Here is a 24,203-nt window from a genome sequence, read left to right on the forward strand (position 1 = left end):
CCCGCGCGGGAAAAGTTCAGGCGAGTTGGAAGCGGGACACGATCTGCTGCAGCTGCGTCGACATCCGGGCCAGGTCGTCGGCGGCGGTGCGGGTCTGCGCGACCCCCTCGTTGGTGACCTGGCTGGCCTGCGCGACCCCGCTGATGTTGCTGGCGATCTCGTTGGCGCTGGACGCCGCCCCGGCGACGTTGCGGGTCATCTCGCCGGTGGTGGCGCTCTGCTGTTCGACGGCGGCGGCGATCGTCGTGGCGTACTGGTTGGCCTCGTCGATGACGGCGGCGATCTGGGTGACCGCGGTGGCCGCCGCGGCCGCGTCCTGCTGGATCGCCTCGATGCGGGCGGAGATGTCACTGGTCGCCTTGGCGGTCTCCTGCGCCAGGTCCTTGACCTCGCCGGCGACGACCGCGAAGCCCTTGCCCGCGTCACCGGCCCGGGCCGCCTCGATGGTGGCGTTGAGCGCCAGCAGGTTCGTCTGCTCCGCGATGGCGGTGATGGTCTTCAGCACGTTGGTGATCTCGCCGCTGGAGTGGCCGAGCTTGCGGATCGTCTCCGTCGCCGCCTGGGCGGTCATGACCCCGCCGCCGGCGACGCGGGCGGCGTCGGCGGCGCTGCGGGCGATCTCCCCGATCGCCGCGCTCATCTCCTCGGTGCCGGCGGCGACCGTCTGGACGTTGCTGGACACCTCCTCGGCCGACTGCGACACCGCGGCCGCCTGGGTGCTGCCCTCCTCGGCGCTGGTCGCGATCTGGTTGCTGACCGCGGACAGCTCCTGCGCCGCGCCGGCCAGCGAGGCGCTGTTCGCCCCGACCGCCTGGATCGACTCGCGCAGCTGCGCCGTGGCGGTGTTCAGGGCCGACGCCATCGTGCCGAGCTCGTCGCGGCCGCGCACGTCGGCGGTGCGGGTCAGGTCGCCGGCGGCGATCCCGGCCACGACGTGCCCGACCCGCGACACGGCCCGGACGAGCTGGCCGGCGACGAGCAGCGCGAACAGCACCGCGAGGGCGAGACCGGCGCCCAGCAGCCCCCACGTCCAGCGCAGCGCGTTGCCGTACGCGTCGCGCACGTCGTCCCTGCGCCGCTGCGCGGCCTGCCGCTCCCCCTCCCCCATGCGCTCCACCAGGTCGAACGCCTTCGTCGCGAGCGGCGCGGTGACGTCGTCGCGGATCCGCTCCACCTCGGCCGTGTTCCCGGCCCGGCTCGCCGGCAGCAGCTGCCCGGTGATCGCGTCGCGGTACCGCACGAACGCGGCACCGAGCTCGTCCGCGGCGGCCGGGGTGCCGGTCATGCCCCGGTACGCGGCGAGGTCCTCGGCGAACGCGGCGGCGGCCTGGTCCACCCGCTGCTCGAAGGACGCCTTCTGCGCCGCCTCGCTGCTGATGGCGTGGTTGAGCGCGGCGACCCGGAGGGTCGAGATGTCGTCGCGGACCTCGCTGAGCCCGGCGACGGGCAGCAGCCCCCGCACGTACAGGGCCTCCGCCTCGGTCTTGAGCTCGTGCAGGCGCGCCGTCGCCACCCCGCTGCCGGCCAGCGCGACCACCCCCAGGATCGCCACTACCAGCAGCACCTTCGTGCGGACCGCCCGGTTGGCGAGCCAATCCTTCATCACCGATCACCCCGTGGGTCGCAGGACTTCCCACAGTGCAGATCGGTTGCGCGGCGGTGCGTATGAGGGAACCGTTTCGCCGGGTCAGCGCTGGGCACCACTACTGGTACGTGCCGGATCGACGGCACCTGACGGACCGACTGTGATTGGGGTTCGCGATGGGACTGAGCGACAAGATCGACAACCAGGCGGAAGAGGCCAAGGGCAAGGTCAAGGAGGGCGTGGGCCGGGCCACCGACGACGAGCAGCTGGAGGCCGAGGGCAAGGTCGATCAGGCCTCGGGCAACCTCAAGCAGGCCGGCGAGAAGGTCAAGGACGCGTTCAAGAGCTGATCGCCGCGAACACCTTGGACGCCGGCGCCCCGCGGGGCGCCGGCGTCCAGTCGTCCCAGTTCAGTCGTCCAGGATCAGGATCGCCTCGGTGAGCAGCCGGCGGGCCAGCACCAGCCGGTCGTCGCCGTCGAGGCCCGGCAGGTCGCCGACGCGGCGTGGCGCGCCGTCGAGCAGCGCCCGCACCGCCGCCGTGCACACCGCCGGCACCGTGGCGGTCCGGTCCGGCGCCTCGATCGAGACCCGGTCCGGGTCGGGGGTGCTGATCCGCACCGGCAGGCCCGGCCGCAGCCTGACCCGGTCGCCCGCGGACAGCCGGGCGAGAGCCGCGGCCTGCGCGACCGGCCGCATCGGCGCCGGCCGCGCGACGGAGGTGGTGGTGCGCCGCCACCGGTCGGCGACGTCGTGCGGCGCGAGCGTGTCGAGCCACTCGTGCAGGGCCTTGACGGTGTCGGCGAGCACCGGGGCGATCGACGAACCGTCACCGAGGTCGGTGCCCATCGGCAGCCCGGCCCGCAACGCCGGTTCCTCGGCGGCGAGGTCCAGCAGCGCCTCGACGACGCTGAGCCGGGTCGGTGCGCGCAGCCCGACCGTCAGGTGCAGCGACCAGTCGTCGAGCGCGCCGGCGGCGTGCAGCCAGCCGCGCGGCAGGTACAGCGTGTCGCCGGGCGCCAGCACCTCGTCGATGGTGGGCTCGCCGGCGGCGACGGCGGCGACCTCGTCGGCGCGGTGGCCCCACGGCTGGCGCTCGACCGGGTCGGTGACCACCGGCGGGTGGACCCGCCACCGTTTGGTGCCGGCGACCTGCAGCACGAAGACGGCGTGCGTGTCGTAGTGGGTGGCGAACCCCTGGTTGCCCGGCGGCGTCAGGTACGCGTTGATCTGCACGGGCACGCCCAGCTCCCGGCCGAGCCCGCCGGCCAGGTCGACCAGCGGCGGCCACAGCCGGTGCAGGCCCTGCAGCACCAGCGTCGCGCCGCCGGCGAGCAGCTCGAAGACCCGCTCGTCGCGGACCTGGTCACCGACCTCGGCCCCGGGTCCGGCGCCGCCGGTGTACCGCGACGCGGGGATCACCTTGCCCTGCTGCGCCATCCGCACGAACGGCGTGCGCAGCGCCCGCCGGCTCAGCAGCTCGTCGACGTCGTCGAGGTCGAGCAGGTCGGTGTAGTCGTCGACGCGGCGCGACAGCAGCGGCGCGCGGTCCCAGTTCCGCTCGGCGAACTCGCCGGCGGGCAGCGGGACACATCGCCGCAGCGCGGGCCGCGCGCCGCCGCTGCCGTCGGTCATTCGCTCGCGCCGCCGTCGGCCCCGCCGTCGGTGGCCTGGGCGTTGGCGCCGCCGTCGTTCGGGCCCTCGGCGAGGTCGTCCGCGCCGCCGTCGGCGCCGCCGTCCTCGCCCTCGATGTTGGCGCCACCGTCCGCGGTGCCCTCGTCCATCGTCGCGCCGCCGTCGGCGCCGCCGTCGTGCGCGGCGGGCACGGCACCGCCGTCGGCGGGTCCCTCGGGGCCGGGGCCGGGCGGGGTGGTGGTGATGTCGTCGTCGTTGAGCGCCATCGTTGAACTCCTCAGGTGATCGGTTGGAGTTCCCCGGTACCCCGCCCGCCGCGCGGTCAACCGGATCGACGCAACCGGGCGGTGTCCGCCGCCCGGCGGTGCGCGACCAGCAGGATCCGTTCCAGGTCCGCGGCGGTCCGCGGGCCGGGGTTGAGGACGCAGACCCAGCCCTGCCGGCCGTACGCGGGATGCGGCAGGAACTCGTCGAGCGCGGCGAAGTCGACCCCGTCGCGGTGCTGCTCCAGCTCCGCGGGCCCGTAGCCGAACAGGCGCTGGAACCACTCGCGGCCGGCGTGGACGTTGACCCGGAAGACGCCGGGGCGGTCCAGCCGCGACGCCTCGTCCCAGCCCGGGGTGTCCCGGCCGACGACGGTGGCGAACGGCATGCGCCGGTCGGGGCCGACGTAGAAGAACCGGTCGCCCCAGCTCGTCTCCGGCGCACCCGACTCCGGCGTGGCGAGCAGCAGCTCGACGCCGGGCAGCGCCACGATCCGCGCGGCGAGCGCCTCCGGGTCCGGCCCGTCGGGGGCGGCGGTGGGGACGTGCAGCACCGCGTCGCAGTCCTCGACGGTCGGCGCGTCGAGCGGGAAGTACCCCTGCTCGGCGGTGATGTCGGTGCGTGGCCTCCGCCCGCGCACGGTCCGCCGGAGCGTGGCGGCGGGCACGACGGCCGGCGCCGCCCCCGCGAGCGCCTCCTCGAACGTGCCCGGGGGCGGCGCGGCCAGGCCCAGGGCGGCGCTCGAGCCGAGGCTGCCGGCGAGGTACACGTACCGCTCGCCGAGCTGGGTGGCGACGACGGCGCCGGCGCTGGACCAGGTCAGGTCCATCCCCGCGAGGTGCCAGGTGCTCGGGTGCCGCTGCAGGTGGCGGTTGTGGGCGAAGACCAGCGTCGGGCCGCGGTGCCGCTCCGCGGCGCGGATGTCGAGCAGGTTGCGGGCCATGAGCGCGTCGCGGGTGCCGAGCAGCCGTGACGTGCGCAGCGCCGGCGGGATCCGGTCGGCGGCGCGCGCGTGGTACCGCAGCAGCCCGAGCGCGGTCGTGCCGTGCGCCTCGGCGTGCCGCCACGCCTGCGCCGAGGACGCCGCCACCAGCCGGGGCGCCTCGGCGTGCAGGGTGGTGAGCAGGTCGTCGGCGACGACGCGCAGCGTCACGGCCTCGGGCGTGGCGCCGACGGACACCGCCGGATCCGTCAGCGCGGCCTGGTCGCTCCAGCGGCGCTCGTCGCCGAGCAGCGCCCCGAGGTCGGTCCGGCCGTGCGCGAACCCGTCCGGCCCGAGGTGCGCGGTCAGGTAGTCGTGCAGGTGCCGCAGGTACGACCCGGGGCTGGGCGCCGACGTCATCTCCAGCGGGGTGTCGAAGCCGTGGAACGCCAGGCGGTCGCCGGGCGGTCGGCCGGCGTTGTGCCCACGCATCCAGGCGACGAGGTCGCGGTTGGCGGCGTGCCGCCCGAAGCCGTGGCTGAAGCCGGCGGCCATGACCGCGTCGAGGGTGCCGTCGCCGCCGCGGACATAGGCGTCGACGGCGAACGCGGCGACGCGGTCGGACTCGACGGCGACGGAACGGAAGCCGTCGTCGGAGAGCGCCTGGAACAGGGTGTTGCGCAGCGCCGCGAACGCGGGCTCACCGTGGGTCGGCTCACCGAGGGCGAGCAGCTCCGGCGGCGCCGGCAGCGCCCCGACCAGGGCCCGGAGCCCGGCGGCGACCGGTGCGGGAACGTCAGTCATGACCTCTACCGTATCGTTGCATCGCCCGTTGAAACTTTGACCGCGCACAGCACGGAAGGCCGCGATGAAGTCTCAAACCGCGTCACAGGTGACCTACCGCCCGGTGGACCTCGCCCGGGAGCACGGCCTGTCCACGCAGGCGGTCCGCAACTACGAGCGTGACGGGTGCCTGCCCGCGGCGGCGCGCACCGCGAGCGGTTACCGCGTCTACACCGCCGCCCACGCGCACGCGCTGCGGGCCTACGTCGCGCTGATCCCGGCGCACGGCTACGCGGCGGCCGGCGACGTGATGCGCGCCGCCAACGCCGGCGACCTGGACGCGGTGCTGCGCGCCGTCGACCGCGGCCACGCCCAGCTGCAGCGTGACCGGGAGACGCTCGACGCGGTCGAGGTCGCCGTCACCACGCTCGCGACCCCCGCCCCGCCCGCGGCCACTGCCCCGGCGGCCCATGCCCGGCCGGCCCGGCCGCTGACCGTCGGCGACGTCGCGCACCGGCTCGGCGTGACACCGGCGACGCTGCGCACCTGGGAGCGGGCCGGGATCCTCACGCCGCGCCGTGACCCGGTCAGCCACCACCGCCTGTACGACGCCGACGACGTCCGCGACGCCCAGCTGGCGCAGTTGCTCCGGCGCGGCGGCTACCTGCTGGGGCACATCGCCGAGGTCGTCGGGCACGTGCGCGCCACGGCCGGCCCCGCGCCGCTGGACGCGTCCCTGCGCGCCTGGCGGCAGGGGCTCGCCGCGCGGGGCCGGGCGATGCTGACCGCCGCCGGCCGGCTCGCGGACTACCTGCGGTTCCTCGACGGCGACGGGTAGCGCCCGCGGGCCGTGCCGTCGCCGGAACCCCGGTCAGGCCGCGGACTCGGCGCGCGGCATGGACAGGCGGACGGTGACGCCGTCGGCGGTGCTGGAGATGTGCAGGTCGCGGCAGAGCCTGCGGACCATCCACAGACCGCGGCCGTTGACCGCGTCGGGTGGCGGGAGCTCCTGCGGCAGGTCCGCGGGCAGGCCGGGGCCGTGGTCGCTGACCTCGACGCGGAGGCCGTCGTCGGTCTGCTCGATGACGATCCGGCCGCGGCCGCCGCCGTGGCGCACCGCGTTGGCGGCCAGCTCACTGACCGAGATCACGAGACAGTGGACGTTGGCCGCGGAGACCCCGGCGGCGTGCGCGGTCTGCTCGACGAGATCCCGGACGAGGCGCAGGCCGTCGGCGGTGAACTCCTTGGAGACGGCGCGGATGCGGTCACGTGTCATCCGTCACCGCACCCCTGAGCCTCGCCGTGTCCGACCATGCCGTCCCCCGCTGAGACTGTACCCATCGCGCGCGCCGCCCAACCGTGACGGCCGGGCCGAGGCGGTACCATCGGCGCGGACAAGATCCGGACCGGTCACGAGGGAGGCGGCATGACGGCGTCGTACACCACCGGCGGCCCCGGCCCGGACGGCACCACGCGCCTCGAGATCGCCGGCGACCTCGACCTGGCGACCCGCTCGGCGCTCGTCGGGCACGTCGACCGGCTGCTGGAGGACGCCGCCGTCACGGGCATCGTCATCGACGTGTCGGCGGTCGAGTTCATCGACTCCAGCTGCATCGGCGCCCTCGTCGGCTGCAAGCTCAACGCGCAGAAGGCCGGCCGGACCCTGCACGTGCGGGGCGCCCAGGGTCAGGTCGACGAGGCGTTCGAACTGACCGGCGTCAACGCGATCCTGTCCGGGCCGCCCGCGCCCTGAGGCGTGGCGGGCGGCGGCGTTGGGTAACGGCGGTGAATGCCTGACGCCGAGGAGCGCCCCGCACCCCTCATCCGCCCGCCCCGCCTGCTGACCGACGTGGACCGCACCGCGACCCGGCTGGAGCTGTTCTTCGATCTCGCGTACGTGCTGGTCATCGCCGAGCTCGCGGCGCGGCTGGCGAAGGATCTCACGGCCGAGGGCGTCGCGGTGTTCGCCGGGCTGTTCACGGTCGCCTGGTGGTCGTGGGTGACCACGACGCTGTACGCGAACCGCTTCGACACCAACGACGTGCTGTACCGGCTGGGCAAGCTCGCCGCGGCCGCCGCGGTGCTCGGCATGGCCGCCAGCGCCCCGGAGGCGACCCGCGGCACGGCCGTCGCGTTCACGCTGAGCTATCTGGCGACCCGGGTGGTGTTGTTCCTGCTGTACGCCCGCGCCTACCGCCACGTCGAAGAGGCGCGCGCGACGATCGGCATCTACCTGGCCGGCACCGGTGCCGGCGCGGCGTGCTGGCTGGCGTCGCTGGCGCTGCCGGCGCCGTGGAAGTTCGCGCTGTGGGGCTGCGGCATCCTTGTCGAGGCGCTCGGCCCGCCGGCCGCGACGAGGTTCGGCGGCAACGTGCCACTGCACCTGGAGCACCTGCCGGAGCGCTTCGGGCTGTTCGTGATCCTCGTCCTCGGCGAGTCCGTCGCCTCGGTCGTCCTCGGGGTGCACGACACGCACTGGGCGACCGCGCCGACGCTCGTCGCCGCGGTGTGCTTCGTCGCGGTGGCGGCGCTGTGGTGGAACTACTTCGATCTGGGCGGCGCCGCCGGCAAGCGGCACCTGGTGCGCAACGACGAGGACGACCAGGGTGACGCCACCGACGGCTACGTCTACGCGCACCTGCCGCTGACGCTGGGCCTGGCCGCCGGCGCGGTCGGCGCCGAGCAGCTGATCCTGCACCCGGACGGTGACGTCTCCACGCTCGGGCGGTGGATGCTGCCGGCCGGCGCGGCCCTGTTCCTGCTCGGCACCGCCGCGGTGATCGCCGGCACGGCGCGCAGCTGGCGGGCGGCGTGGCCGTGGCCGCTGGCGGCGGTGCCGTTCGTGGTGGCCGCGGGCGCCCCGACCGCGTGGCCGCCGGCGGCGACCGCCGGGCTGGTCGCCGCGGCCCTCCTCGCGGTGGTCCTGGCCGGGATCCGGGCCCAGCACCGCGGCGCCCTGCGCACCACCGAGACCTGACCCGCCCCGCCGGCGCAGGGGGTCACCTGGAGCGTGACGGGACGCGGCGTGCCGCGCCGGCTCAGACGGCCACCTGGAGGGTGACGGGGCGCAGCATGTCGCGCACGGCGAGGGACGCGCCCGGCACGCCCGGCCTGAGCGGGCTCTCGGCGATCGCGACCGCCTGCGCCGCGCGGGCCGCGTCGCCGAGCGCGCACAGCTCGCCGGCGGTGACGGCGGCCCGCAGGCGCGGGAACTCCTCGCGCTGCTCGTGCCGCATGTGGGCGAGCAGCATGCCGTGCAGCACGCCGAGGCCGTCGGTCCTGCCGAGGCCGGCGGCGGCGTCGGCGCGGGTCGCGTCGTCGAGGGCGTCGCTGATGCGGCGTTCCTCGTCGAGCAGGTGCTCGGCGAGGTGCTGCGCCGGCTCGAGGTGGCGGGTGATGGGGTGGACGATCTCCTCCTCGATGCTCTCGTGGACCGCGATCAGCCACGCGAGCTCACCGAACCGGGTGTGCCGGTCCTCCCCCACGGCGACGAGGGTCCGCCGGAACTGCCACTCGATACGCTGCTGCTGCTCGCCGAGCAGGACCGTCAGGTCGGTCCGCGGCCACTCGACGCGCCGACTCGGGTGCACCATGGCCCCTCCTCAGGACAAGAACGCCGGGCCGGACTACCCCGTTTCGGCGTCGTGACACCTCATCGTGCTCCCGGGCGGGGCGTCCGCGGGGCAGGATGGGCATCATGCCCGGGGAACCGCTCCAGGCGCTGCGGCGCGCCCGTGAGGACACGGCGGCGCAGATCGCCGCGCTGCACCGCGACCTCGACGGCGTCATCGACGCGTCGCGGTCCTCCAACGCCGACGACGAGCACGACCCGGAGGGCGCCACCATCGCGTTCGAGCGGGCGCAGGTCGCCGCGCTGCTGGATGCCGCCCGCCGGCGGCTCGCCGAGCTGGACGACGCCCTGGCGCGGGTCGCGGCGGGCACGTTCGGCCGGTGCGAGGTGTGCGGCCGGCGGATCCCGGCGGAGCGGCTCGAGATCAGGCCCGCGGCCCGCACCTGCGTCGGGTGCGCCACCCATTGACTTTTAGTTAACTTTCTTTATCGTTGTGCCTCAATATACCTCGTCCTGGAGGCATTGATGGCGCTCCGACTCCGGCTGGTCCTGGCCGCCGCGACGCTCCTGGTGGCCGGCGGCACCGCCGTCATCACCACCACTCCCGCGACCGCGGCCGGTTCGCTGACCGCGACCCTCACCTACGACTCCGACTGGGGCTCCGGCTACCAGGCGAAGTACACGATCGCCAACGGCACCGCGTCGACCGTCACCGCGTGGAAGGTCGAGTTCGACCTGGCCGCCGGCACGACGCTCGGCAGCTACTGGGACACCCTGGCGAGCCAGTCCGGCACGCACGTCACCGCGACGAACCGCACCTACAACGGCACCCTCGCGCCGGGGGCGTCCACCAGCTTCGGCTTCCTGGTCTCGGGATCCGGCAAGCCGACCGGCTGCAAGCTCAACGGCGCCGGCTGCGCCGGCGTCGCCGACACCCAGGCGCCGACCGCCCCGGCCAGCCTGCGCGGCACGGGCGCCACCTCGTCCAGCGTCAGCCTGGCCTGGAACGCCGCCACCGACGACGTCGGCGTCACCGCGTACGACATCTACCGCGGCGGCACCCTCGCCACCACGGTCACCGGCACGACCGGCACCGTCGGCGGCCTGTCCGCGTCGACCGCCTACACGTTCACCGTCAAGGCCCGCGACGCCGCGGGCAACACCTCGGCGGCCAGCAACGCCGTCACGGTCAGCACCACCGCCGGCGGTGGCGGCGGCACCGGCAGCCCGCTGCCCGTGGCGCCCTACGTCGACATGGGTGCCTGGCCGACGCCGTCGCTGCTCGACATGGCGACCGCCGGCAACCTCAAGAGCTTCACCCTGGCGTTCGTCAACAGCGCCGGCTGCAAGGCGTCGTGGTTCAACGCGTACGACCCGCGGGCCGCGTGGGCGAAGGACCAGATCGACGCGGTCCGCGCCCGCGGCGGCGACGTCAAGATCTCCTTCGGCGGCGCCAGCGGCATCGAGCTCGCCCAGGCCTGCTCGACCCCGGCCGCGGTGGCGGCGGAGTACCAGGCCGTCGTCGACGCGTACCAGCTCAACTTCATCGACCTGGACATCGAGGGCGCGGCGGTGGCCGACCCGACCACGGTCGCGCGCCGCTCGCAGGCGCTCGCGCTGCTGCAGGCGGCCCGGCCCAACCTGAAGATCTCGCTGACGCTGCCGGTGCTGCCGGAGGGCCTCACCGCCGACGGCGTCGCCGTGGTCCGCTCCGCCCGCGACGCCGGGGTCGACCTCGACCTCGTCAACGTCATGGCGATGGACTACCAGCGCTCGAGCGGCGACTACGGCAACTTCGCCGTGCAGGCCGCACAGTCGACGTTCGCCCAGCTCAAGACCCTGTACCCGGCGAAGACCGACGCGCAGCTGTGGCGGATGGTCGGGGTGACGCCGATGCTGGGCAAGAACGACGACGGCGGCACCTACGACCAGGCCGACGCCCGCCAGCTGGTCGCCTTCGCGCAGGCCAACCACCTCGGCATGCTGTCGTTCTGGGAGACCACCCGCGACCGCAACGCCTGCACCGGCGCGCTGTACATGTGCACCAACATCCCGCAGCAGCCCTACGAGTTCAGCCGCATCTTCGCCGCCTACACCGGCTGACCGGAGTGCGGCGACGCCCCGCCACAGCGCCCGCTCGGCCCGCGGTCAGGTGCTGAACGGGGTCTGCGGCGGGGCCGAGCGGCGCCGGCGGTCGTCGGTGCCGTCGTCGGTGCCGGCGGCCGGGTGGTCCGCGGCCGGGTGGGAGAACACCGCGGGCGCGACCCTGGCCCGCACCGGTGCCTCCTCCTGCGCCGGCTCCGCGCCCTGGGCCGGCGGTGCCTTGAACGTCTCCGCGGCGGGCCGCGTGGCGGCCTTGAACGCACCCGGCGTGTCCGTCTCCTGCGAGCTGAAGGCATTGCGGGAGGGCCCGCGCAGCTGCGCGGCGGCGTCCGCGGGCTTGGCCGCGGCCGGCTTGGACGCGGCCGGCTCGGACGCTGCCGGCTCGGACGCTGCCGGCTTGAACGCGGCCGCGGCATCCTCCGCGGACATCGTGCCGGTGCAGACCGCCCGCCACAGGGTCGTGGTGGTGCCGGCCGTCGTGATCACGTGCCGCTCCAGGGCCTGCGGGGTGGCGCCGGCCGCGGCGAGGACCGCGGCGGCGGCCGGGCGCAGGTCGGTCCACGGTCCCACCGTGGCGGCCGTGAAGCCGTGCGCCGCCCACTGCGCGGCCAGGTGGCTGATGCGCTCCGCGACCTGCGCGGGTACGACGTCGCGGCCGCTCGGGCGCTCGCCGAGCAGGGCCCGGGCGAGCTCGGTCAGCTCCGTGATCGGCACCCATCGCGTCGCCGCATCGCCCCCGCTCACGTCGGTGGTCGAGGGTCTTGCCGCGCGGGTGGCACGGCGGCCAGCGGTCGGTTCCATCCCCCAATGATCCCTCATCGCGTAATCGGACGGCTACGCGCACCCCACCGCCGGCCGCTCACCCGCGCGACCGGGTGGACGGCGCCAGGGCGTAGCGCAGCAGCGGCCGGTAGACGCGGGCCGAGTCCTTGAGCGAGCTGAAGTGCGACGAGCCGTTGTCGCCGAGGTACGTGGTGGCGATGACCGTCTGCTCGATCGGCAGGCCTTCGCGGGCGGCGCGCAGCAGGACGGTCATCTCGTACTCGAACCGCTCGCCGGGCACCCGGCACAGCCAGTCGAGCAGGCCGGCGGGGTACCCGCGCAGGCCGGTCTGCGTGTCCAGCACGGGGCGGCCGGTCGCGGCGCGGAACAGCAGCCGGGTCACGGCGTTGCCGAAGCGGCTGCGCAGCGGCACCCGCCCCTCGAAGCGGCGCACGCCGAGCACCATCCTGCCACTGACCTCGACGTGCTCGGCGACGCGCAGGATGTCCGCGACGCGGTGCTGCCCGTCGGGGTCCGCGCAGACGACGGCCTGGCCGGGGTGCGCGGTGGCGACGTGCCGGAACCCGGTCTTCAGCGCCACGCCCTTGCCCCGGTTGGCCTCGTGGCGCAGGACGGTGCAGCCGAGGTCCTCCGCGTCGCGGAGCACCTGGGCCGACGCCGGGCCGCTGCCGTCGTCGACCACCACGAGGTGGGCGCCGGGCGCGGCGTCGCGCAGTGCCGTGACGGTGGTGACGAGGCCGTGGCCCGGCTGGTACACCGGCAGCAGAATGATCATCGGGGTTCCTCACTCGATACGGTCGAGTGCGTGTTACCCCGTGGCGCGCCGGCGCAATGACGCGACCATCGCCCGCTCGCGGCGCAGCAGCCCGGCGGGGTCGGTGACGCCGAGGAACCACAGCCGCGACGCCACGTGCAGGGCCCGTTCCCGGCGTGACGCCGGCTCGCCGCCGGTCGCCGGCACGTCCAGCAGCGCCGCGCCGGGCAGGCCGAGCACCTTGCGCGCCAGGAACCGGATCCGCGGCAGGTGCCACGCGTGCGAGACCAGCCCGAGCGGGTGCCCCGGCCCGAACGCGTGCCCGGCGAGCAGCCCGTCCTCGACGGTGTGCAGCAGGTTCTCCAGGGTGCTGCGCGAGCGGCACTCGAGCTTCAGCGCCGCGTGCGCGGACAGCCCGGCGGCCCGTGCCGCGGCGAGCATCAGGTCACCCTCCCGGCAGCCCTCCGGCGGCCGCGGCGCCCCCCGCGACGCCCCGGCCCAGCCGCCGCTGAACACCACCAGCGGCGCCGCGGCGGCGGCGAACGCGTCCCGGTGCGCGTGCACGTAGTCGATCGCCGCCCCGACCCGCGCGGCGCTGGCCGGGGTGAGCACGTGCCGCCCGCCGGCGGTCGTGACCCCTCGCCCGAACACCAGCAGCACGGTGGCGACCGGTGCCGTCATGATCCCTACCGTACCCACCGCGCGCCCCGCCGCCCCGTCGCAAGCGTTACGGCATTGACCATGATGCATGGCGGCGCTACTTTGAGGATTGTTTACAGAAAGGTGGGAGGCGGTGCTGCCGAGGCACGAGCTGGACGTGCCGGACCCGGCGCCGCTGCCGTTCGCGATCGGCTCGTTCGACTGGTTCGGCCCGATGGCGCGGGCCGGCTTCCCGCACCGGCACGCGTTCCACGAGATCGCGTACGTGACCCGCGGCAGCGGCACGCACGTCGTGGACCTGGCCGCGCACCGGTTGCGCCCGCCACAGCTGTTCGTGGTCGCGCCGGGGCAGGTGCACCACTGGCGGGACGTGCGCGGGCTGGACGGCTGGGTGGTCGTCTTCACCGATGACGCGCTGCTGGAGCACCCCGCGGACCGCCGGGCGCTCGCGGTGCTCGCCGGGGCCGGCGGGCTGCGGCCCGGCGCCGGCCACGCCGCGCAGCTGCGGTCGCTGCTGGCCGTCATGGCGCGCGAGTACACTGACCGGCCGGCCGGCTTCACCTCGGTCCTGGCGGCGCTGCTGCACGTCCTCGTGGTGCAGGCGCTGCGCATCGGCCCCGCGCCACACCTGCCCTCCGGCGGACCTGACACCGGGCACGGCGGGGTGCGAGGGGTGATGACCGGCGGGATCCCACGATCCGGTCCGGCACCTGGCCCGGCGTCCGTCGCGGCGGCCGGTGCGGCGGCGGGACGGCCGCGCCGGGAGGCCGGCATCGCCGAGCGCTTCGGCCGGCTGCTCACCCGCGACCTCACCGGCGACACCGGCAGCGACACCGGCGGCGACCTCATCGGCGACCTCATCGGCGACCCGGGCGGCGACACCGGCCGCGGCGCCGGCGGCAGGGGTAGCACCGGGGGCACGGGCGGCACCGGCGGCAGGGGCAGCGCCGGGCGTGCGGGTGGCGCCGGGCGTGCGGGTGGCGCCGGCCGTGCGGGTGGCGCCGGACTCGCGCCGAGCGTGCGGGCGTACGCGGCCCGGCTCGGCGTGTCGACCAGCCATCTGACCGAGGCGGTCAAGGCGTCCACCGGTGAGCCGCCGGGCCGGCTGATCCGCCGCGCCCAGGCTCTGGAGGCGCGCCGCCTGCTGGCCGGCACCGGGCTGAGCGTCGCGCAGGTCGCGCACGCCGTCGGGTTCGCCGATCCCGCGTACTTCTGCCGGTTCTTCCGCCGTGAGGTCGGCGTGAGCCCGACCCGGTTCCGCGACCAGCACCGCTGACCGCGCGACGGTCACTGCCGGCCCGGGCCGGCTGAACCGGAGCCGGCCCGGGAGGCAGGGCTCAGGCGACCGTCACCGGGTGGGCGACGACCGCGTCGAACAGGTAGCCGAGGGTGTTGAACGGCGTCACCTCGGGCTGGCCGGCGCCGGTGACGTCGACCGCGCGGGCCCGCAGCGCGTAGGCGCCAGGACCGGCGGGGCGCCAGCGGTAGCTCCACTGCTGCCACGCGCCGCCGCGCCGGCCGGTCGCCGTCGCGGGGTGCCAGGAGGCGCCGCCGTCGGTGCTGACCTCGACCCGGCGGATCGGGCCGTTGCCGGACCAGGACCGGCCGTGCAGGACGTGGGTGCGGCCGGCGGCGAGGGTGGCCGCCCAGGGCAGCTCGAACGCGCTCTTCACCACCTGCCGGCCGATCAGCTCGCCGTCGGCCGGGTACGTGGGCCCGAAGAGCCGGTAGAACTGCGTGTTCCACGGCGAGAACAGCGGGCCGGTGGACACCTCGATCCGGCCGAGCCACTTGATGGCGGCGATGCCGATCCAGCCGGGCACCACCACCCGCACCGGGAAGCCATGGTCGGGCGGGAGCGGTTCGCCGTTCATCTCGTACGCCAGCAGCACGTCGCGCATCGCCTTGGCGACCGGCAGGGGGCGGCGCACCCGGCCGAGGTTGACCCCGCCGCTGACCCACTCGTCGTCCAGGCCCTCGGGCAGCACGTCGACCGCGTCCGGGCGGATGCCGGCGCGGCGCAGCACGGTCGACAGCCGCACCCCGCGCCAGCGGGCGACGCCGACCGCGCCGAGCTTCCACGCGGTGCCGCTGACCGGCTGGCCCTGCTGGGTCGTGAAGAAGCTGCGGCCGTTGCCGGTGCACTCGATCGCGGCGTCGTACGTGTCGGCGGGCAGCCGGCGCAGGTCGCGCAGCGACAGCTCGACGGGCCCGTGCCGCAGGCCGCTGCCGAACAGCCGCAGCCGCCAGGTCTCGGGGTCGATCTCGGGCGTGCTGGTGTGGTTGCGCACGAAGAACCGGTCGACCGGCGTGTGGTACCCCTGACCGGCCATCGCCTCCCAGCGCGTCTCGGCGTTCGTGCCGTACGTGAAGAACAGCTCCGGCGGCAGCGGCTTGCGGATCGGCCCGGCGGGCTCGGCGGCGGTGGCGGGTGCGGCCGGTGCGGCGGACCCGGGCGCGGCGACGGCCAGGGCGGGGGTGGCGGCCAGCGGCACGGCGGCGGCCGCGGCGGTCCCCAGGCGCAGCAGGTGCCGGCGGGACAGGCCGCGCGCGTCGGCCTCACCCGCCAGCCACTGCCGCATCCGCAGCGCGTCGTACTCGTGCTCGTCGGTGCGGTCGGTCGACATACCCATAAACTCTATAGATTTAGATGGGATTCGCAACCGGTCACAGGCGCTGCCACAGCGCCGGTACGTTCGGTGGCTCCCAGCCGGGCTGCGCCGTGTGCCCCTGCAGGCAACGGTACGCCGCGCCGCCGTACGTGACCTGCGCACCGACGGCGTAGACCTGCCCCACCGCCCAGGTACCCCCAGGGGTGGAGGGCGGGGTGGCCGGCGGGGTTGTCGGCGGCACCCCGGGCACCTCGAGCACGACGTCGAACGTCGCCTCCCGCCCGCCGGCGACCGAGCGGACCGTCATGAGCAGTCGCGGGTCGTAGAGGCTGTCGGTGGCGTTGCGCGGCTCGCCGGGGAAGTACAGCTGCGTGGTGAGGACCGGCCGGCCCGGCGCCTGGACCTTGACGTGCAGGTGGCGGGTGCGCCCCGGGTAGAGCCCCGGCACGATGGTGGTGAGGCTGTAGGCGCCCTGGGCGTTCGTGTACTGGTGGCCGCGCAGCCGGTAGCCGACGTTGTCGTACGCGCCCGCGCTGTCCGCCTGCCAGAAGTCCAGCAGTGCGCCGGCGATCGGCTGGCACGACGTACCGAAGACGTAGCCGGACACGGTGAGGCGGGTGCCCGGCAGGCCGGTCGCGATCGCGGCGCGCTGCGGCGAGTCGGGCTTGAAGTAGGGGCCCTCCATCTGCGGCGGGGTCTCGTCGTCGCCGTCGTCGCACACCGGCGTCGGGTCGAGGGCGTCGCCGTCGCGGGCGAGCGCGGGGACCCCCGCGAGCAGGATCGGCAGCGGCGCGGCGACGAGCGCGGCGCGCAGCAGCTGCTTGCGGGTGAGGGCGGGGCCACCGGTGCTGGTCTGCGCGGTGGCGTCGAGCGGATCGTCGTGCTGGCCTGTCATCGCCGGCTCCTCGGTTCGCTGGTCGGCCCGGTCGTGCCGGGGCCCGACCGACATTAGGAGCGGCATCGTCATGAGTCGATGGACTTGTCGCCGGACTCGTGGTGTTTTCGACGCCGGTACGATCTGCCGGCATGTCGACCATGCGGCGCGCCGAGGCGTTCGTCGTGCTGGCCGCCGACCGCGAGGTCGAAGGGTTCGAGCTGCGCCTGGCCGCGCGCACCCTCGCGGCCGGCTGGGGCGGCGACCTGGCGGGGCTGCTCGAGGCGACCGCCGCCGTCATGGCGCTGCGCGCCCGGGCGGACGGCACCGACCCGGCGCGGTTGGCCGGGCGGTACCCGCAGCTGGGGTACCTCGTCGCGGTCGAGCGCGCGCTCGCCGGCCGGGGCGTCGGCGTGCTGTGCCGGGAGGTGGGCACCGGGGCGCTGGACCTGCACGGCCGGCTGGTGCTCGACCTGGCCCGGGCCGTCGGCGCGCACCCGGCGACCCACGGCGTCGCCGTCGCGTGGGACACCGCCCGCGGCTGGTCGACGGTGATCGAGCCGCCCGGCGGCGTGCTGCCGTCCGGCGGCCAGCGGGTCTGGCACTGGTTCGACGGGCTGCTGCCCGAGCCCGACGCCGTCGCCGCCCGCGTCGTGCGGCACCTCGACGGCGACCTGGACCTGCCCGCCCGGCGGGCCTGGCGGTGCGACGGCCCGCGGCTGCTCGCCGCGCTCGAGCGCCACCCGCTGCCGGCGGACGCGCCGCGGGTGCCGACGGTGTGCCGCCCCGACCCGGACTGGCGGCCGGTCGCGTTCCGGCGGCGGCTGCTGCGGTACGACCCGCCGCCGGTGCCCGCGGTGGGCGCCGAGGTGCACCTGCCCGGGTCGCCGGGCGACCGCCGCCGGGTCGCCGCCGTGCTGCCGGTCCGTGCCGGCGAGCCGGACCTGTTCCGGGTCCGCCTCGCCGGCCACGACTTCGAGGTCAGCTGGGACGAGCTGTGGCCCTACCTGTCGGCGGGCTGACGTCACCCGCCGAGGGTCACGTGGAACAGCTTCTCGTTGCTGTTGTCGGGGATGCTGTCCTTGTCGCCGACGGTGCTCGTGGTGAGCCACAGCCCGCCGTCCGGTGCCGGTTCGACGGTGCGCAGCCGCCCGTACGTGCCGGTGAAGTACGCCTGCACTCCGGTCAGCGAGCTGCCGCTGATGACGGCGCGGTACATGCGGGCGCCCCGCTCGCAGGCGATGTAGAGCACGTCGCGGACGATCGCGATGCCGGAGCAGGAGCCTTCCGCGGTCGGGTACGTGCGCTTCGGCGCGATGTAGCCGGCGGTGCCGCAGCTGCCGCTGGTGCCCTCGCAGGCGGGCCAGCCGTAGTTGCCGCCCTTCGTGATGAGGTTCGTCTCGTCCATCAGCGAGTTGCCGAACTCCTGCTCCCACAGCCGGCCCTGCGAGTCGAACGCGAGCCCCTGCGGGTTGCGGTGCCCGTAGCTCCACACGGAGTTGCCGAACGGGTTGTCCGACGGCACGGTGCCGTCCGGGTTCAGCCGCAGGACCTTGCCGTTGAGGCTGTTGAGGTTCTGCGCGTTGTCGCCGTTCTGCGCGTCGCCGGTGCTGGCGTAGAGCTTGCCGTCGGGGCCGAAGCGCAGCCGCCCGCCGTCGTGGAACTTGTTGCGCAGGATGCCGCTGAGCAGCACCTGCTCGCTGGCGGTGTTCAGGGTGCCGTTCTCGTACCGGATCCGCACGATGCGGTTGTCGGTCGGCGAGGTGTGCATGATGTAGAGCCAGTGGTCGCCGCTGTACGTGCCGGCGATCGCGAGCCCGAGCAGCCCGCCCTCGCCGTCGGTGTTCTGCACGTTCGGCACGGTGCCGATGCTGCGCTTGACGCCGGTGGCCGGGTCGAGGTGCACGATGTCGTGCGCGTCGCGGCGGGTGTAGAGGATGGTGCCGTCGGGCAGCGTCGCGAGCCCCCACGGGATGTCGGTGTCGGTGCCGATCTGCGTCACGGCGCACACCGAGCTGCCGCACGCCGCCCCGGTGGTGACGGTCGCGGTGGCGCTGCGCGGCGAGCTGTTGCCCTGCGCGTCGCGCGCCACGACCTGGTAGGCGTAGGCCCGGTTCGGCGCGAGGGCGCTGTCGACGAACGTGGTGCCCGGCGTGCTCGTGGCGGTGCCGGTGATCGTGCCGACCTTCGCGTTGTCGCGGTACACGTCGTACGCGCGGACCTGCACGTTGTCGGTCGCCGCGGTCCAGCGCAGGGTGACGGTGGTGCCGGCGGCGGAGCCGCTCAGCCCGGTCGGCGCGGTCGGCGGGGTGGTGTCGGCCTGGCACTGCGGCGGGGTGACCGGCACCGTCGCGCTGGCCTGCGACACGTTGCCGGCGGCGTCGCGGGCGTTGACGTAGAGCCCCCAGGTGACCCCGGGGACGACGGTCAGGTCGGTGGACAGAGTGGTGATCGACTTCATCAGCTGCCCGTCGTGGTACACGTCGTAGAACGCCACGCCCACGTCGTCGGTGGCCGCGTTCCACGAGAACGTGACGGCGTCGCAGACCAGGTTGCTGATCCTCGGGTTGCCGGGCACCGTCGGCGGCCGCGTGTCGCCCGCCCGGGTGCTCCACCGCTGGTTGCTCTGCCCGTTGCAGGTCCACAGCCCGACCGGGGTGCTGTTCGCCGTGGCAGCGCCGGTGACGTCCAGGCACAGCCCCGACTGCACGCCGGTGATCGTGCCGTCGGCGTTGATCCGCCACCGCTGGTTGGCACCGCCGTTGCAGGTGTAGATCTGCACCACGGCCGGCGCGGTCGTGTCCTGCCCGGCGACGTCGAGACACTTGGGGCTGGCGTACACCCGGAACTCACCCGCGGCCGTGTACGTCCAGGCCTGGTTCGCCTGGCCGTTGCAATCGTAGATGTCCACGCCCGCCTTGTCCGCCTGCGACTGGCCGACCACGTCGAGGCAGCGCCCGGAGGCGGCGCTCACCACCGTCGCTCCGGCCGCGGCGTCGGCCGGGGTCCTGGCCGCCACCACGCCGACGGCGAGCACGCCGGCGGCCGTCACGCCCGCGGCCACCCATCTCGACACCCGCATCATCGCCTCCCTTTCGGCACAAACGAGCGGTAACCCGATCGAATCATCCGATCGAAGTGGAACGATAGGCGCACGTCACCGTGATCGCCCGCGGTGGACCGACATTTAAGGGACACTTCAGACTGGCCCGCGCACCGGCGCTTCCTGCGGTCGTCGCCGCCACCGACCGCTACGGTCGTAGGTATGACCACGTACTCGGGACCTGCGACGCTCATCCTCACCAACGGGGCACGGGTCACCGGCATGGCGTCGCTGGGCCTCAACCGCCGCGGCGCCCCCGGCGGCTGGAGCGGTACATTCCGGCCGAACGAGGTCAACGACGACATCCGGGCCGCCGCTGACGGGCTGCACCTGGAGTTGCCGTATGACCAGGTCGGGACGGTCGCCGTCACCAACGTGCGGCGGCTGCTGGCGACCCAGGTGCTCATGACCCTGAACGGTTCGGGACCCGCCCCGTTCTGATCGATTCCGGACACGGCCCGCCGCCCGGCCGCCGTCGGCCGGCGCGGTGGGCGCCCGGAGCGCCTCGGCGAGCCGCCGGTCCCGCGGCTCCGCGGACGGCACGTGGCGCAGCACCGTGCGGCAGACCACGGCGCCGAACGCGCCGTCGCCCCGCACGACGGCGCCCGTGCGGGGACGGGCCGCCGCGAGCCGTGCCACGCGCCGCGGGTCGACCTCCCCGGCGGTCAGGTCGCCGCACGCGCCGGCCAGGACGCGGGTCCTCGCGGCCGAACCCCGGGCCGATCTCCAGGACCCTGCCGCGCGGCCCGACCGACCTCGACGGCTGGGCCCGGCACGCCGGCGCGAACGCTCGCTCCCTGGCGCGGCTGTTCACCGGCGGCAGGGATGAGCTTCGGCCGGCGGCCCGACGTGACCGCGCGGAGCTACGCCGGGCCGGTGACGATGCCGTGCTCCCAGGCCCACGCGGCGATCTCGACGCGGTTGCGCAGGCCGAGCTTCGTCTGGATGCCCGAGACGTGGCTCTTCACGGTGCTCAGCGAGATGAACAGCTGCGCGGCGACCTCCAGGTTGGTGCGGCCCCGGGCGATCTCGCGGACCACCTCCAGCTCCCGGTCGGTGAGCGGGGTCGCGGGCCGGCCCGCCGCCACCGGCACCGCCAGCCGGCGCAGCAGCCGCACCGTGACCGACGGGGAGATGAGCGCGTCGCCGGCGTGCGCGGCGCGGACCGCCTCGACGAGCAGCGCCGGCCCGGCGTCCTTCAGCAGGAACCCGACGGCGCCGCCGCGCAGCGCGCCGTACACGTACTCGTCGAGGTCGAACGTGGTCACCACGATGACCCGCAACGGGTCCGCGACGCCGGGGCCGGCCAGCGCCCGGGTCACCTCGAGGCCGTCGACGCCGGGCATGCGGATGTCCACCAGCGACACGTCGGGCCGCAGGCGGCGGGCCAGCTCCAGGGCCGCGACCCCGTCGGCGGCCTCGCCGACCACGGTGATGTCGGGCTGGTCCTCGAGGATGAGCCGCAGCCCGCCGCGGACCATCGCCTGGTCGTCGGCGACCAGCACCCGGATCGTCATCGCGCCCGCGCTCCGGCCGCCGGCAGCGGCAGCGTGCCGTGCACCTGCCAGCCGCCGCAGGGGCCCGGCCCCGCGCGGAGGGTGCCGCCGAGCGCCTCGACGCGCTCCCGCATGCCGACGATGCCGTATCCACTGTGGACGCCGGGCGGGCCGCCGTCGCCGTCGTCCGCGACCAGGACCGTCACCGCACCGTCCACTTCGGACACGGTGACCGTGACGCCGCCGGCGTGCGCGGCGTGCCGGGCCACGTTGGTCAGCGCCTCCTGCACGACGCGGTGCACCGCCGCGGCCACCTCCGCCGGCCAGCGGTCCTCGTCCGGTGGCAGCTGCAGGTGTACGGGCGGCCCCACGCGCTCGAACCGCCGCACGAGGTCGGCGATGCGTTCGGGTCCGGTCGACACCGCCCGGGCGCCGGGGTCGGTGCCGTCGTCGTCGCGCAGCAGCCCGACGACCCGGCGCACGGCGGCGAGGGCCTCGGCGCCGGCCGCCTCGATCCCGGCGAACGACTCCCCCGCCTTCGCCGGGTCCTTGCGCGCGACCAGCTGCGCCGCCTGCGCCTGCACGACGATGCCGGTGACGTGGTGGGCGACGACGTCGTGCAGCTCCCGGGCGATGGTGAGCCGCTCGTCGCGGCGGACCGCCGCCACGGCCGCGAGCCGGCGCGCGTCGAGCAGCCGCAGCGCCCCGCCGGTGAGGACCCCGCCGGCCCAGGCGAGCAGTGCGAACGTCGTCACCGCGAACGCTCCCGACGACCCCGGCCGGGTGAACCCGCCCGCGGCCACCACCGCCAGCCCCGCCGTCGCCACCGCCGCCACGACCCGCGCCGGCGCCACCCGCGTCACCGACCCGACGAGCACCGCGAGGGCGACGGCGCTCGCCGGTCCGGGCTCGGCGGGCAGCCCGGCCGCCCCGGCCGCGACCACCGCGACGGCGGCGACGGCCAGCCCGGCGACCGCCGCCCGGACCCGCCCGCGCAGGCGCAGCAGCGCGGCGGCGCCGGCGAGCGTCCCGGCGAGCGCGCCGGGCAGGAAGTAGGCACCGCCCCAGCTGGCCGCGATCGCCACCGCCGTGCCGGCCACGACCGTGGCGAGCAGGGCGCCGAGCCCGATGTTTCCGACGAACCTCACGCGACCAGCGTACGAGCGGCGCGGCCCGCGCCGGACCGGTCAGAAGTACGGTCCACCGGCCCCGTCGACGGACGGATGTGCGACGCCGCCGGGCTGCCGACGATGGGCGCATGGTCGATTCCGGTACCACAGCCGCCCTCGTCACCGAGGGCCTCACCAGACGCTACGGGCGGCGGGTCGCGCTCGCCGACTGCAGCCTGCGCATCCCGCCGGGGCGGGTCGTCGGGCTCGTCGGGCCGAACGGCGCCGGCAAGTCCACCCTGCTGCAGCTCGCCTGCGGCCTGATCGCGCCGACGTCGGGCAGCGTGCGGGTGCTCGGCGCGCGGCCCGGGACGCGACTGGCGCGGGTCGGGTTCGTCGCGCAGGACACGCCGGTGTACGCCACCCTCAGCGTCGCGGACCACCTGCGCCTCGGCGCCCGGCTCAACCCGGCCTGGGACGCCGCCTTCGCCGCGCGGCGGGTCGCGGCGCTCGGGCTGGACCCGCGGCAGCGCGCGGGCCGGCTCTCCGGCGGGCAGCGCGCCCAGCTGGCGCTGACCCTGGCCGCCGCGAAGCGGCCCGAGCTGCTCATCCTCGACGAACCGGTCGCCGCCCTCGACCCGCTCGCCCGGGAGGGGTTCCTGCGCACGCTGATCGAGTCGGTGACCGAGCTGGGCGCGACGGCGGTGCTGTCCTCGCACCTGCTGTCGGACGTCGAGCGGGTCTGCGACCACCTCGTGGTGCTCGCCGGCGGCCGGGTCCAGCTGGCCGGCGACGTCACCGCGCTGCTCGACGCGCACCACCGGGTGCCGTCGCCGCCGGCGGGCGCGGACGTCGTGCACGGCGCCGTCGTGCGCGGGCCGGTGCCGGCCGGCACCGGCGCCGGGCCGGTGCGGCTGGAGGAGCTCGTCCTGGCGTACCTGCACCGCGGCACCGAGAGGGGCACCCGATGACCTGGCTGGCCTGGCGGCAGCTGCGCGCGCAGCTGCTCGTGACCGGTGTCGCCCTCGCGGTGCTCGCCGGGTATCTCGTGGTCCTCGGCACGCAGCTGCGCGACGGCCACCACGACGCGGTCGCGTCCTGCGGCGACGCGTGCGGCCCGGCGTTGCGCGCGCTGCAGTCGCGGTACCAGGGACGCGTGCAGCTGCTCGACGCGCTGCTGGTACTGACGCCGGCGCTGCTGGGCATGTTCTGGGGCGCGCCGCTCGTGGCCCGGGAGCTGGAGACCGGCACGCACCGCCTGGTGTGGAACCAGAGCGTGTCCCGGCACCGCTGGCTGGCGGTGCGGCTGGCCGTGGTGTGCACGGCCGCGGCGGCCGTCACGGGCCTGTTCAGCCTGCTGCTGACGTGGGCGGCCAGCCCGTACGACGCCGTCGCCGGCGACCGGTTCACCGCGCTGCTGTTCGGCACGCGCAACGTCGTGCCCGTCGCGTACACCTGCTGCGCGGTCGTGCTCGGCGCCCTGGCCGGGCTGGTCCTGCGCCGGACGGTGCCGGCGATGGCGGTGACCGCGCTGCTGTTCGCCGCCGTCCAGGTCGCCGTGCCGACCCTGGTCCGGCCGCACCTGGTCACGCCCGTGCACGGTTCGCAGACCATGACCGCCGAGACGATCCGGAGCCTGAGCTTCCTCGGCGAGCGGGCCGAGGTCGAAGGGCTCCGCGCGCCGGACGTGTGGGTCGTGTCGAACAGCCGGCTGCTGACCGCCGACGGCCGGACCGTCGACCTCGACCGGTACCACGGCTGCCTCTCCGGCCAGTTCGACGTCATGGCGCAGTGCCTGGCCGCGCTGGACCTGCACGTCGACGTCGCGTACCAGCCGGGCGGGCGCTACTGGCGCTTCCAGTGGCTGGAGTCGCTGCTGTTCCTCGGGGCAGGGCTCGCGCTCGCCGGCCTGGCGATGTGGCGGATCAGGGCCGCTTAGCCGCGCGGGCT

At 75.4% G+C, this 24,203-nt stretch carries 25 protein-coding genes; 11 read left to right on the forward strand and 14 right to left on the reverse strand.

Annotated elements, in window-relative coordinates; all coding sequences use genetic code 11:
* Positions 1-16: 16 nt before the first annotated feature.
* Positions 17-1,603: a methyl-accepting chemotaxis protein gene (locus OP18_RS22315; RefSeq protein ID WP_033360910.1), complete on the reverse strand. Its 1,587-nt coding sequence runs from the start codon at positions 1,601-1,603 to the stop codon at positions 17-19.
* A 158-nt stretch (positions 1,604-1,761) separates the two neighbouring features.
* Here OP18_RS22315 and OP18_RS22320 point away from each other — a divergent pair, with 158 nt between their 5' ends.
* Entirely contained in the window at positions 1,762-1,935 is a 174-nt protein-coding gene (locus tag OP18_RS22320) for a CsbD family protein (protein WP_033360911.1), read from the forward strand.
* A gap of 60 nt (positions 1,936-1,995) precedes the next feature.
* Here the strand turns inward: OP18_RS22320 and OP18_RS22325 are convergent, their stop codons facing one another.
* The 3 genes from OP18_RS22325 to OP18_RS22335 are packed head-to-tail and all read right to left on the reverse strand — an operon-like array spanning position 1,996 to position 5,209.
* The gene (locus OP18_RS22325) at positions 1,996-3,219 is read right to left on the reverse strand and encodes a cupin domain-containing protein (RefSeq protein WP_033360912.1); all 1,224 of its coding nucleotides are present in this window, start codon (positions 3,217-3,219) and stop codon (positions 1,996-1,998) included.
* Positions 3,216-3,485: a hypothetical protein gene (locus OP18_RS22330; RefSeq protein WP_033360913.1), complete on the reverse strand. Its 270-nt coding sequence runs from the start codon at positions 3,483-3,485 to the stop codon at positions 3,216-3,218. Before OP18_RS22330 ends, OP18_RS22325 begins: the two co-directional genes overlap by 4 nt.
* A 56-nt stretch (positions 3,486-3,541) precedes the next feature.
* The gene (locus OP18_RS22335) at positions 3,542-5,209 is read right to left on the reverse strand and encodes a DUF6194 family protein (RefSeq protein WP_033360914.1); all 1,668 of its coding nucleotides are present in this window, start codon (positions 5,207-5,209) and stop codon (positions 3,542-3,544) included.
* A 64-nt stretch (positions 5,210-5,273) separates the two neighbouring features.
* On the opposite strand from OP18_RS22335, the gene OP18_RS22340 reads away from it, so the two are divergent.
* Complete coding sequence (locus OP18_RS22340; RefSeq protein WP_033360915.1) at positions 5,274-6,026, forward strand: MerR family transcriptional regulator; 753 nt, start codon at positions 5,274-5,276, stop codon at positions 6,024-6,026.
* Between the two features lie 33 nt (positions 6,027-6,059).
* Here OP18_RS22340 and OP18_RS22345 read toward each other — a convergent pair whose 3' ends face one another.
* Entirely contained in the window at positions 6,060-6,464 is a 405-nt protein-coding gene (locus tag OP18_RS22345) for an ATP-binding protein (RefSeq protein WP_052387136.1), read from the reverse strand.
* 150 nt (positions 6,465-6,614) lie between these two features.
* Between OP18_RS22345 and OP18_RS22350 the strand changes: the two genes are divergently transcribed.
* Both OP18_RS22350 and OP18_RS22355 read left to right on the forward strand, forming a co-directional pair.
* On the forward strand, positions 6,615-6,941 hold the full coding sequence (locus OP18_RS22350) for an STAS domain-containing protein (protein WP_033360916.1): 327 nt from the start codon (positions 6,615-6,617) through the stop codon (positions 6,939-6,941).
* Between the two features lie 36 nt (positions 6,942-6,977).
* A complete protein-coding gene (locus OP18_RS22355; protein WP_033360917.1) occupies positions 6,978-8,165 on the forward strand; it encodes a low temperature requirement protein A in 1,188 nt (395 codons plus the stop codon).
* A 61-nt stretch (positions 8,166-8,226) separates the two neighbouring features.
* On the opposite strand, the gene OP18_RS22360 is transcribed toward OP18_RS22355, so the two are convergent.
* Positions 8,227-8,781 (reverse strand): hypothetical protein, encoded by a 555-nt coding sequence (locus tag OP18_RS22360; protein ID WP_052387137.1) that lies wholly within the window; start codon positions 8,779-8,781, stop codon positions 8,227-8,229.
* Positions 8,782-8,885: 104 nt separating this feature from the next.
* Here OP18_RS22360 and OP18_RS22365 point away from each other — a divergent pair, with 104 nt between their 5' ends.
* Both OP18_RS22365 and OP18_RS22370 read left to right on the forward strand, forming a co-directional pair.
* Positions 8,886-9,227, forward strand: coding sequence for a TraR/DksA family transcriptional regulator (locus OP18_RS22365; protein ID WP_033361022.1), 342 nt, complete (start codon positions 8,886-8,888; stop codon positions 9,225-9,227).
* A 57-nt stretch (positions 9,228-9,284) separates the two neighbouring features.
* A complete protein-coding gene (locus OP18_RS22370) occupies positions 9,285-10,862 on the forward strand; it encodes a cellulose binding domain-containing protein (RefSeq protein WP_043787801.1) in 1,578 nt (525 codons plus the stop codon).
* 45 nt (positions 10,863-10,907) lie between these two features.
* Here OP18_RS22370 and OP18_RS22375 read toward each other — a convergent pair whose 3' ends face one another.
* The 3 genes from OP18_RS22375 to OP18_RS22385 all read right to left on the reverse strand — a co-directional run bounded on the left by OP18_RS22375 (position 10,908) and on the right by OP18_RS22385 (position 13,080).
* Entirely contained in the window at positions 10,908-11,576 is a 669-nt protein-coding gene (locus tag OP18_RS22375) for a hypothetical protein (RefSeq protein ID WP_033360918.1), read from the reverse strand.
* A 145-nt stretch (positions 11,577-11,721) separates the two neighbouring features.
* On the reverse strand, positions 11,722-12,420 hold the full coding sequence (locus OP18_RS22380; RefSeq protein WP_052387138.1) for a glycosyltransferase family 2 protein: 699 nt from the start codon (positions 12,418-12,420) through the stop codon (positions 11,722-11,724).
* Between the two features lie 33 nt (positions 12,421-12,453).
* Positions 12,454-13,080 (reverse strand): ElyC/SanA/YdcF family protein, encoded by a 627-nt coding sequence (locus OP18_RS22385; protein WP_033360919.1) that lies wholly within the window; start codon positions 13,078-13,080, stop codon positions 12,454-12,456.
* Between the two features lie 112 nt (positions 13,081-13,192).
* Here OP18_RS22385 and OP18_RS22390 point away from each other — a divergent pair, with 112 nt between their 5' ends.
* On the forward strand, positions 13,193-14,335 hold the full coding sequence (locus OP18_RS22390; protein ID WP_052387139.1) for an AraC family transcriptional regulator: 1,143 nt from the start codon (positions 13,193-13,195) through the stop codon (positions 14,333-14,335).
* A 61-nt stretch (positions 14,336-14,396) separates the two neighbouring features.
* Here OP18_RS22390 and OP18_RS22395 read toward each other — a convergent pair whose 3' ends face one another.
* Together OP18_RS22395 and OP18_RS22400 are read right to left on the reverse strand one after the other, a co-directional pair.
* Positions 14,397-15,686 (reverse strand): sulfite oxidase, encoded by a 1,290-nt coding sequence (locus OP18_RS22395; RefSeq protein ID WP_033360920.1) that lies wholly within the window; start codon positions 15,684-15,686, stop codon positions 14,397-14,399.
* A 40-nt stretch (positions 15,687-15,726) separates the two neighbouring features.
* Complete coding sequence (locus OP18_RS22400; protein WP_033361026.1) at positions 15,727-16,566, reverse strand: dioxygenase family protein; 840 nt, start codon at positions 16,564-16,566, stop codon at positions 15,727-15,729.
* Between the two features lie 131 nt (positions 16,567-16,697).
* Here OP18_RS22400 and OP18_RS22405 point away from each other — a divergent pair, with 131 nt between their 5' ends.
* Entirely contained in the window at positions 16,698-17,567 is an 870-nt protein-coding gene (locus OP18_RS22405) for a DUF6292 family protein (RefSeq protein WP_033360921.1), read from the forward strand.
* A gap of 2 nt (positions 17,568-17,569) precedes the next feature.
* Here the strand turns inward: OP18_RS22405 and OP18_RS22410 are convergent, their stop codons facing one another.
* The gene (locus OP18_RS22410) at positions 17,570-19,627 is read right to left on the reverse strand and encodes a PQQ-dependent sugar dehydrogenase (RefSeq protein ID WP_245635494.1); all 2,058 of its coding nucleotides are present in this window, start codon (positions 19,625-19,627) and stop codon (positions 17,570-17,572) included.
* A gap of 183 nt (positions 19,628-19,810) precedes the next feature.
* Here OP18_RS22410 and OP18_RS22415 point away from each other — a divergent pair, with 183 nt between their 5' ends.
* The gene (locus OP18_RS22415; protein ID WP_033360923.1) at positions 19,811-20,089 is read left to right on the forward strand and encodes a hypothetical protein; all 279 of its coding nucleotides are present in this window, start codon (positions 19,811-19,813) and stop codon (positions 20,087-20,089) included.
* A gap of 422 nt (positions 20,090-20,511) precedes the next feature.
* Here OP18_RS22415 and OP18_RS22420 read toward each other — a convergent pair whose 3' ends face one another.
* On the reverse strand, positions 20,512-21,165 hold the full coding sequence (locus tag OP18_RS22420) for a response regulator (RefSeq protein WP_033360924.1): 654 nt from the start codon (positions 21,163-21,165) through the stop codon (positions 20,512-20,514).
* Entirely contained in the window at positions 21,162-22,292 is a 1,131-nt protein-coding gene (locus tag OP18_RS22425; RefSeq protein ID WP_033360925.1) for a sensor histidine kinase, read from the reverse strand. Before OP18_RS22425 ends, OP18_RS22420 begins: the two co-directional genes overlap by 4 nt.
* A 110-nt stretch (positions 22,293-22,402) precedes the next feature.
* Between OP18_RS22425 and OP18_RS22430 the strand changes: the two genes are divergently transcribed.
* Positions 22,403-23,224 carry an ABC transporter ATP-binding protein gene (locus tag OP18_RS22430; RefSeq protein ID WP_033360926.1) on the forward strand — a complete coding sequence of 274 codons (822 nt, stop codon included), beginning with the start codon at positions 22,403-22,405 and terminating at the stop codon, positions 23,222-23,224.
* A complete protein-coding gene (locus OP18_RS22435) occupies positions 23,221-24,192 on the forward strand; it encodes a hypothetical protein (RefSeq protein WP_033360927.1) in 972 nt (323 codons plus the stop codon). Before OP18_RS22430 ends, OP18_RS22435 begins: the two co-directional genes overlap by 4 nt.
* Positions 24,193-24,203: the final 11 nt, after the last annotated feature.

The sequence above is a fragment of the Dactylosporangium aurantiacum genome (assembly GCF_000716715.1).
In the GTDB taxonomy this organism is placed as follows: Bacteria; Actinomycetota; Actinomycetes; order Mycobacteriales; family Micromonosporaceae; genus Dactylosporangium; species Dactylosporangium aurantiacum.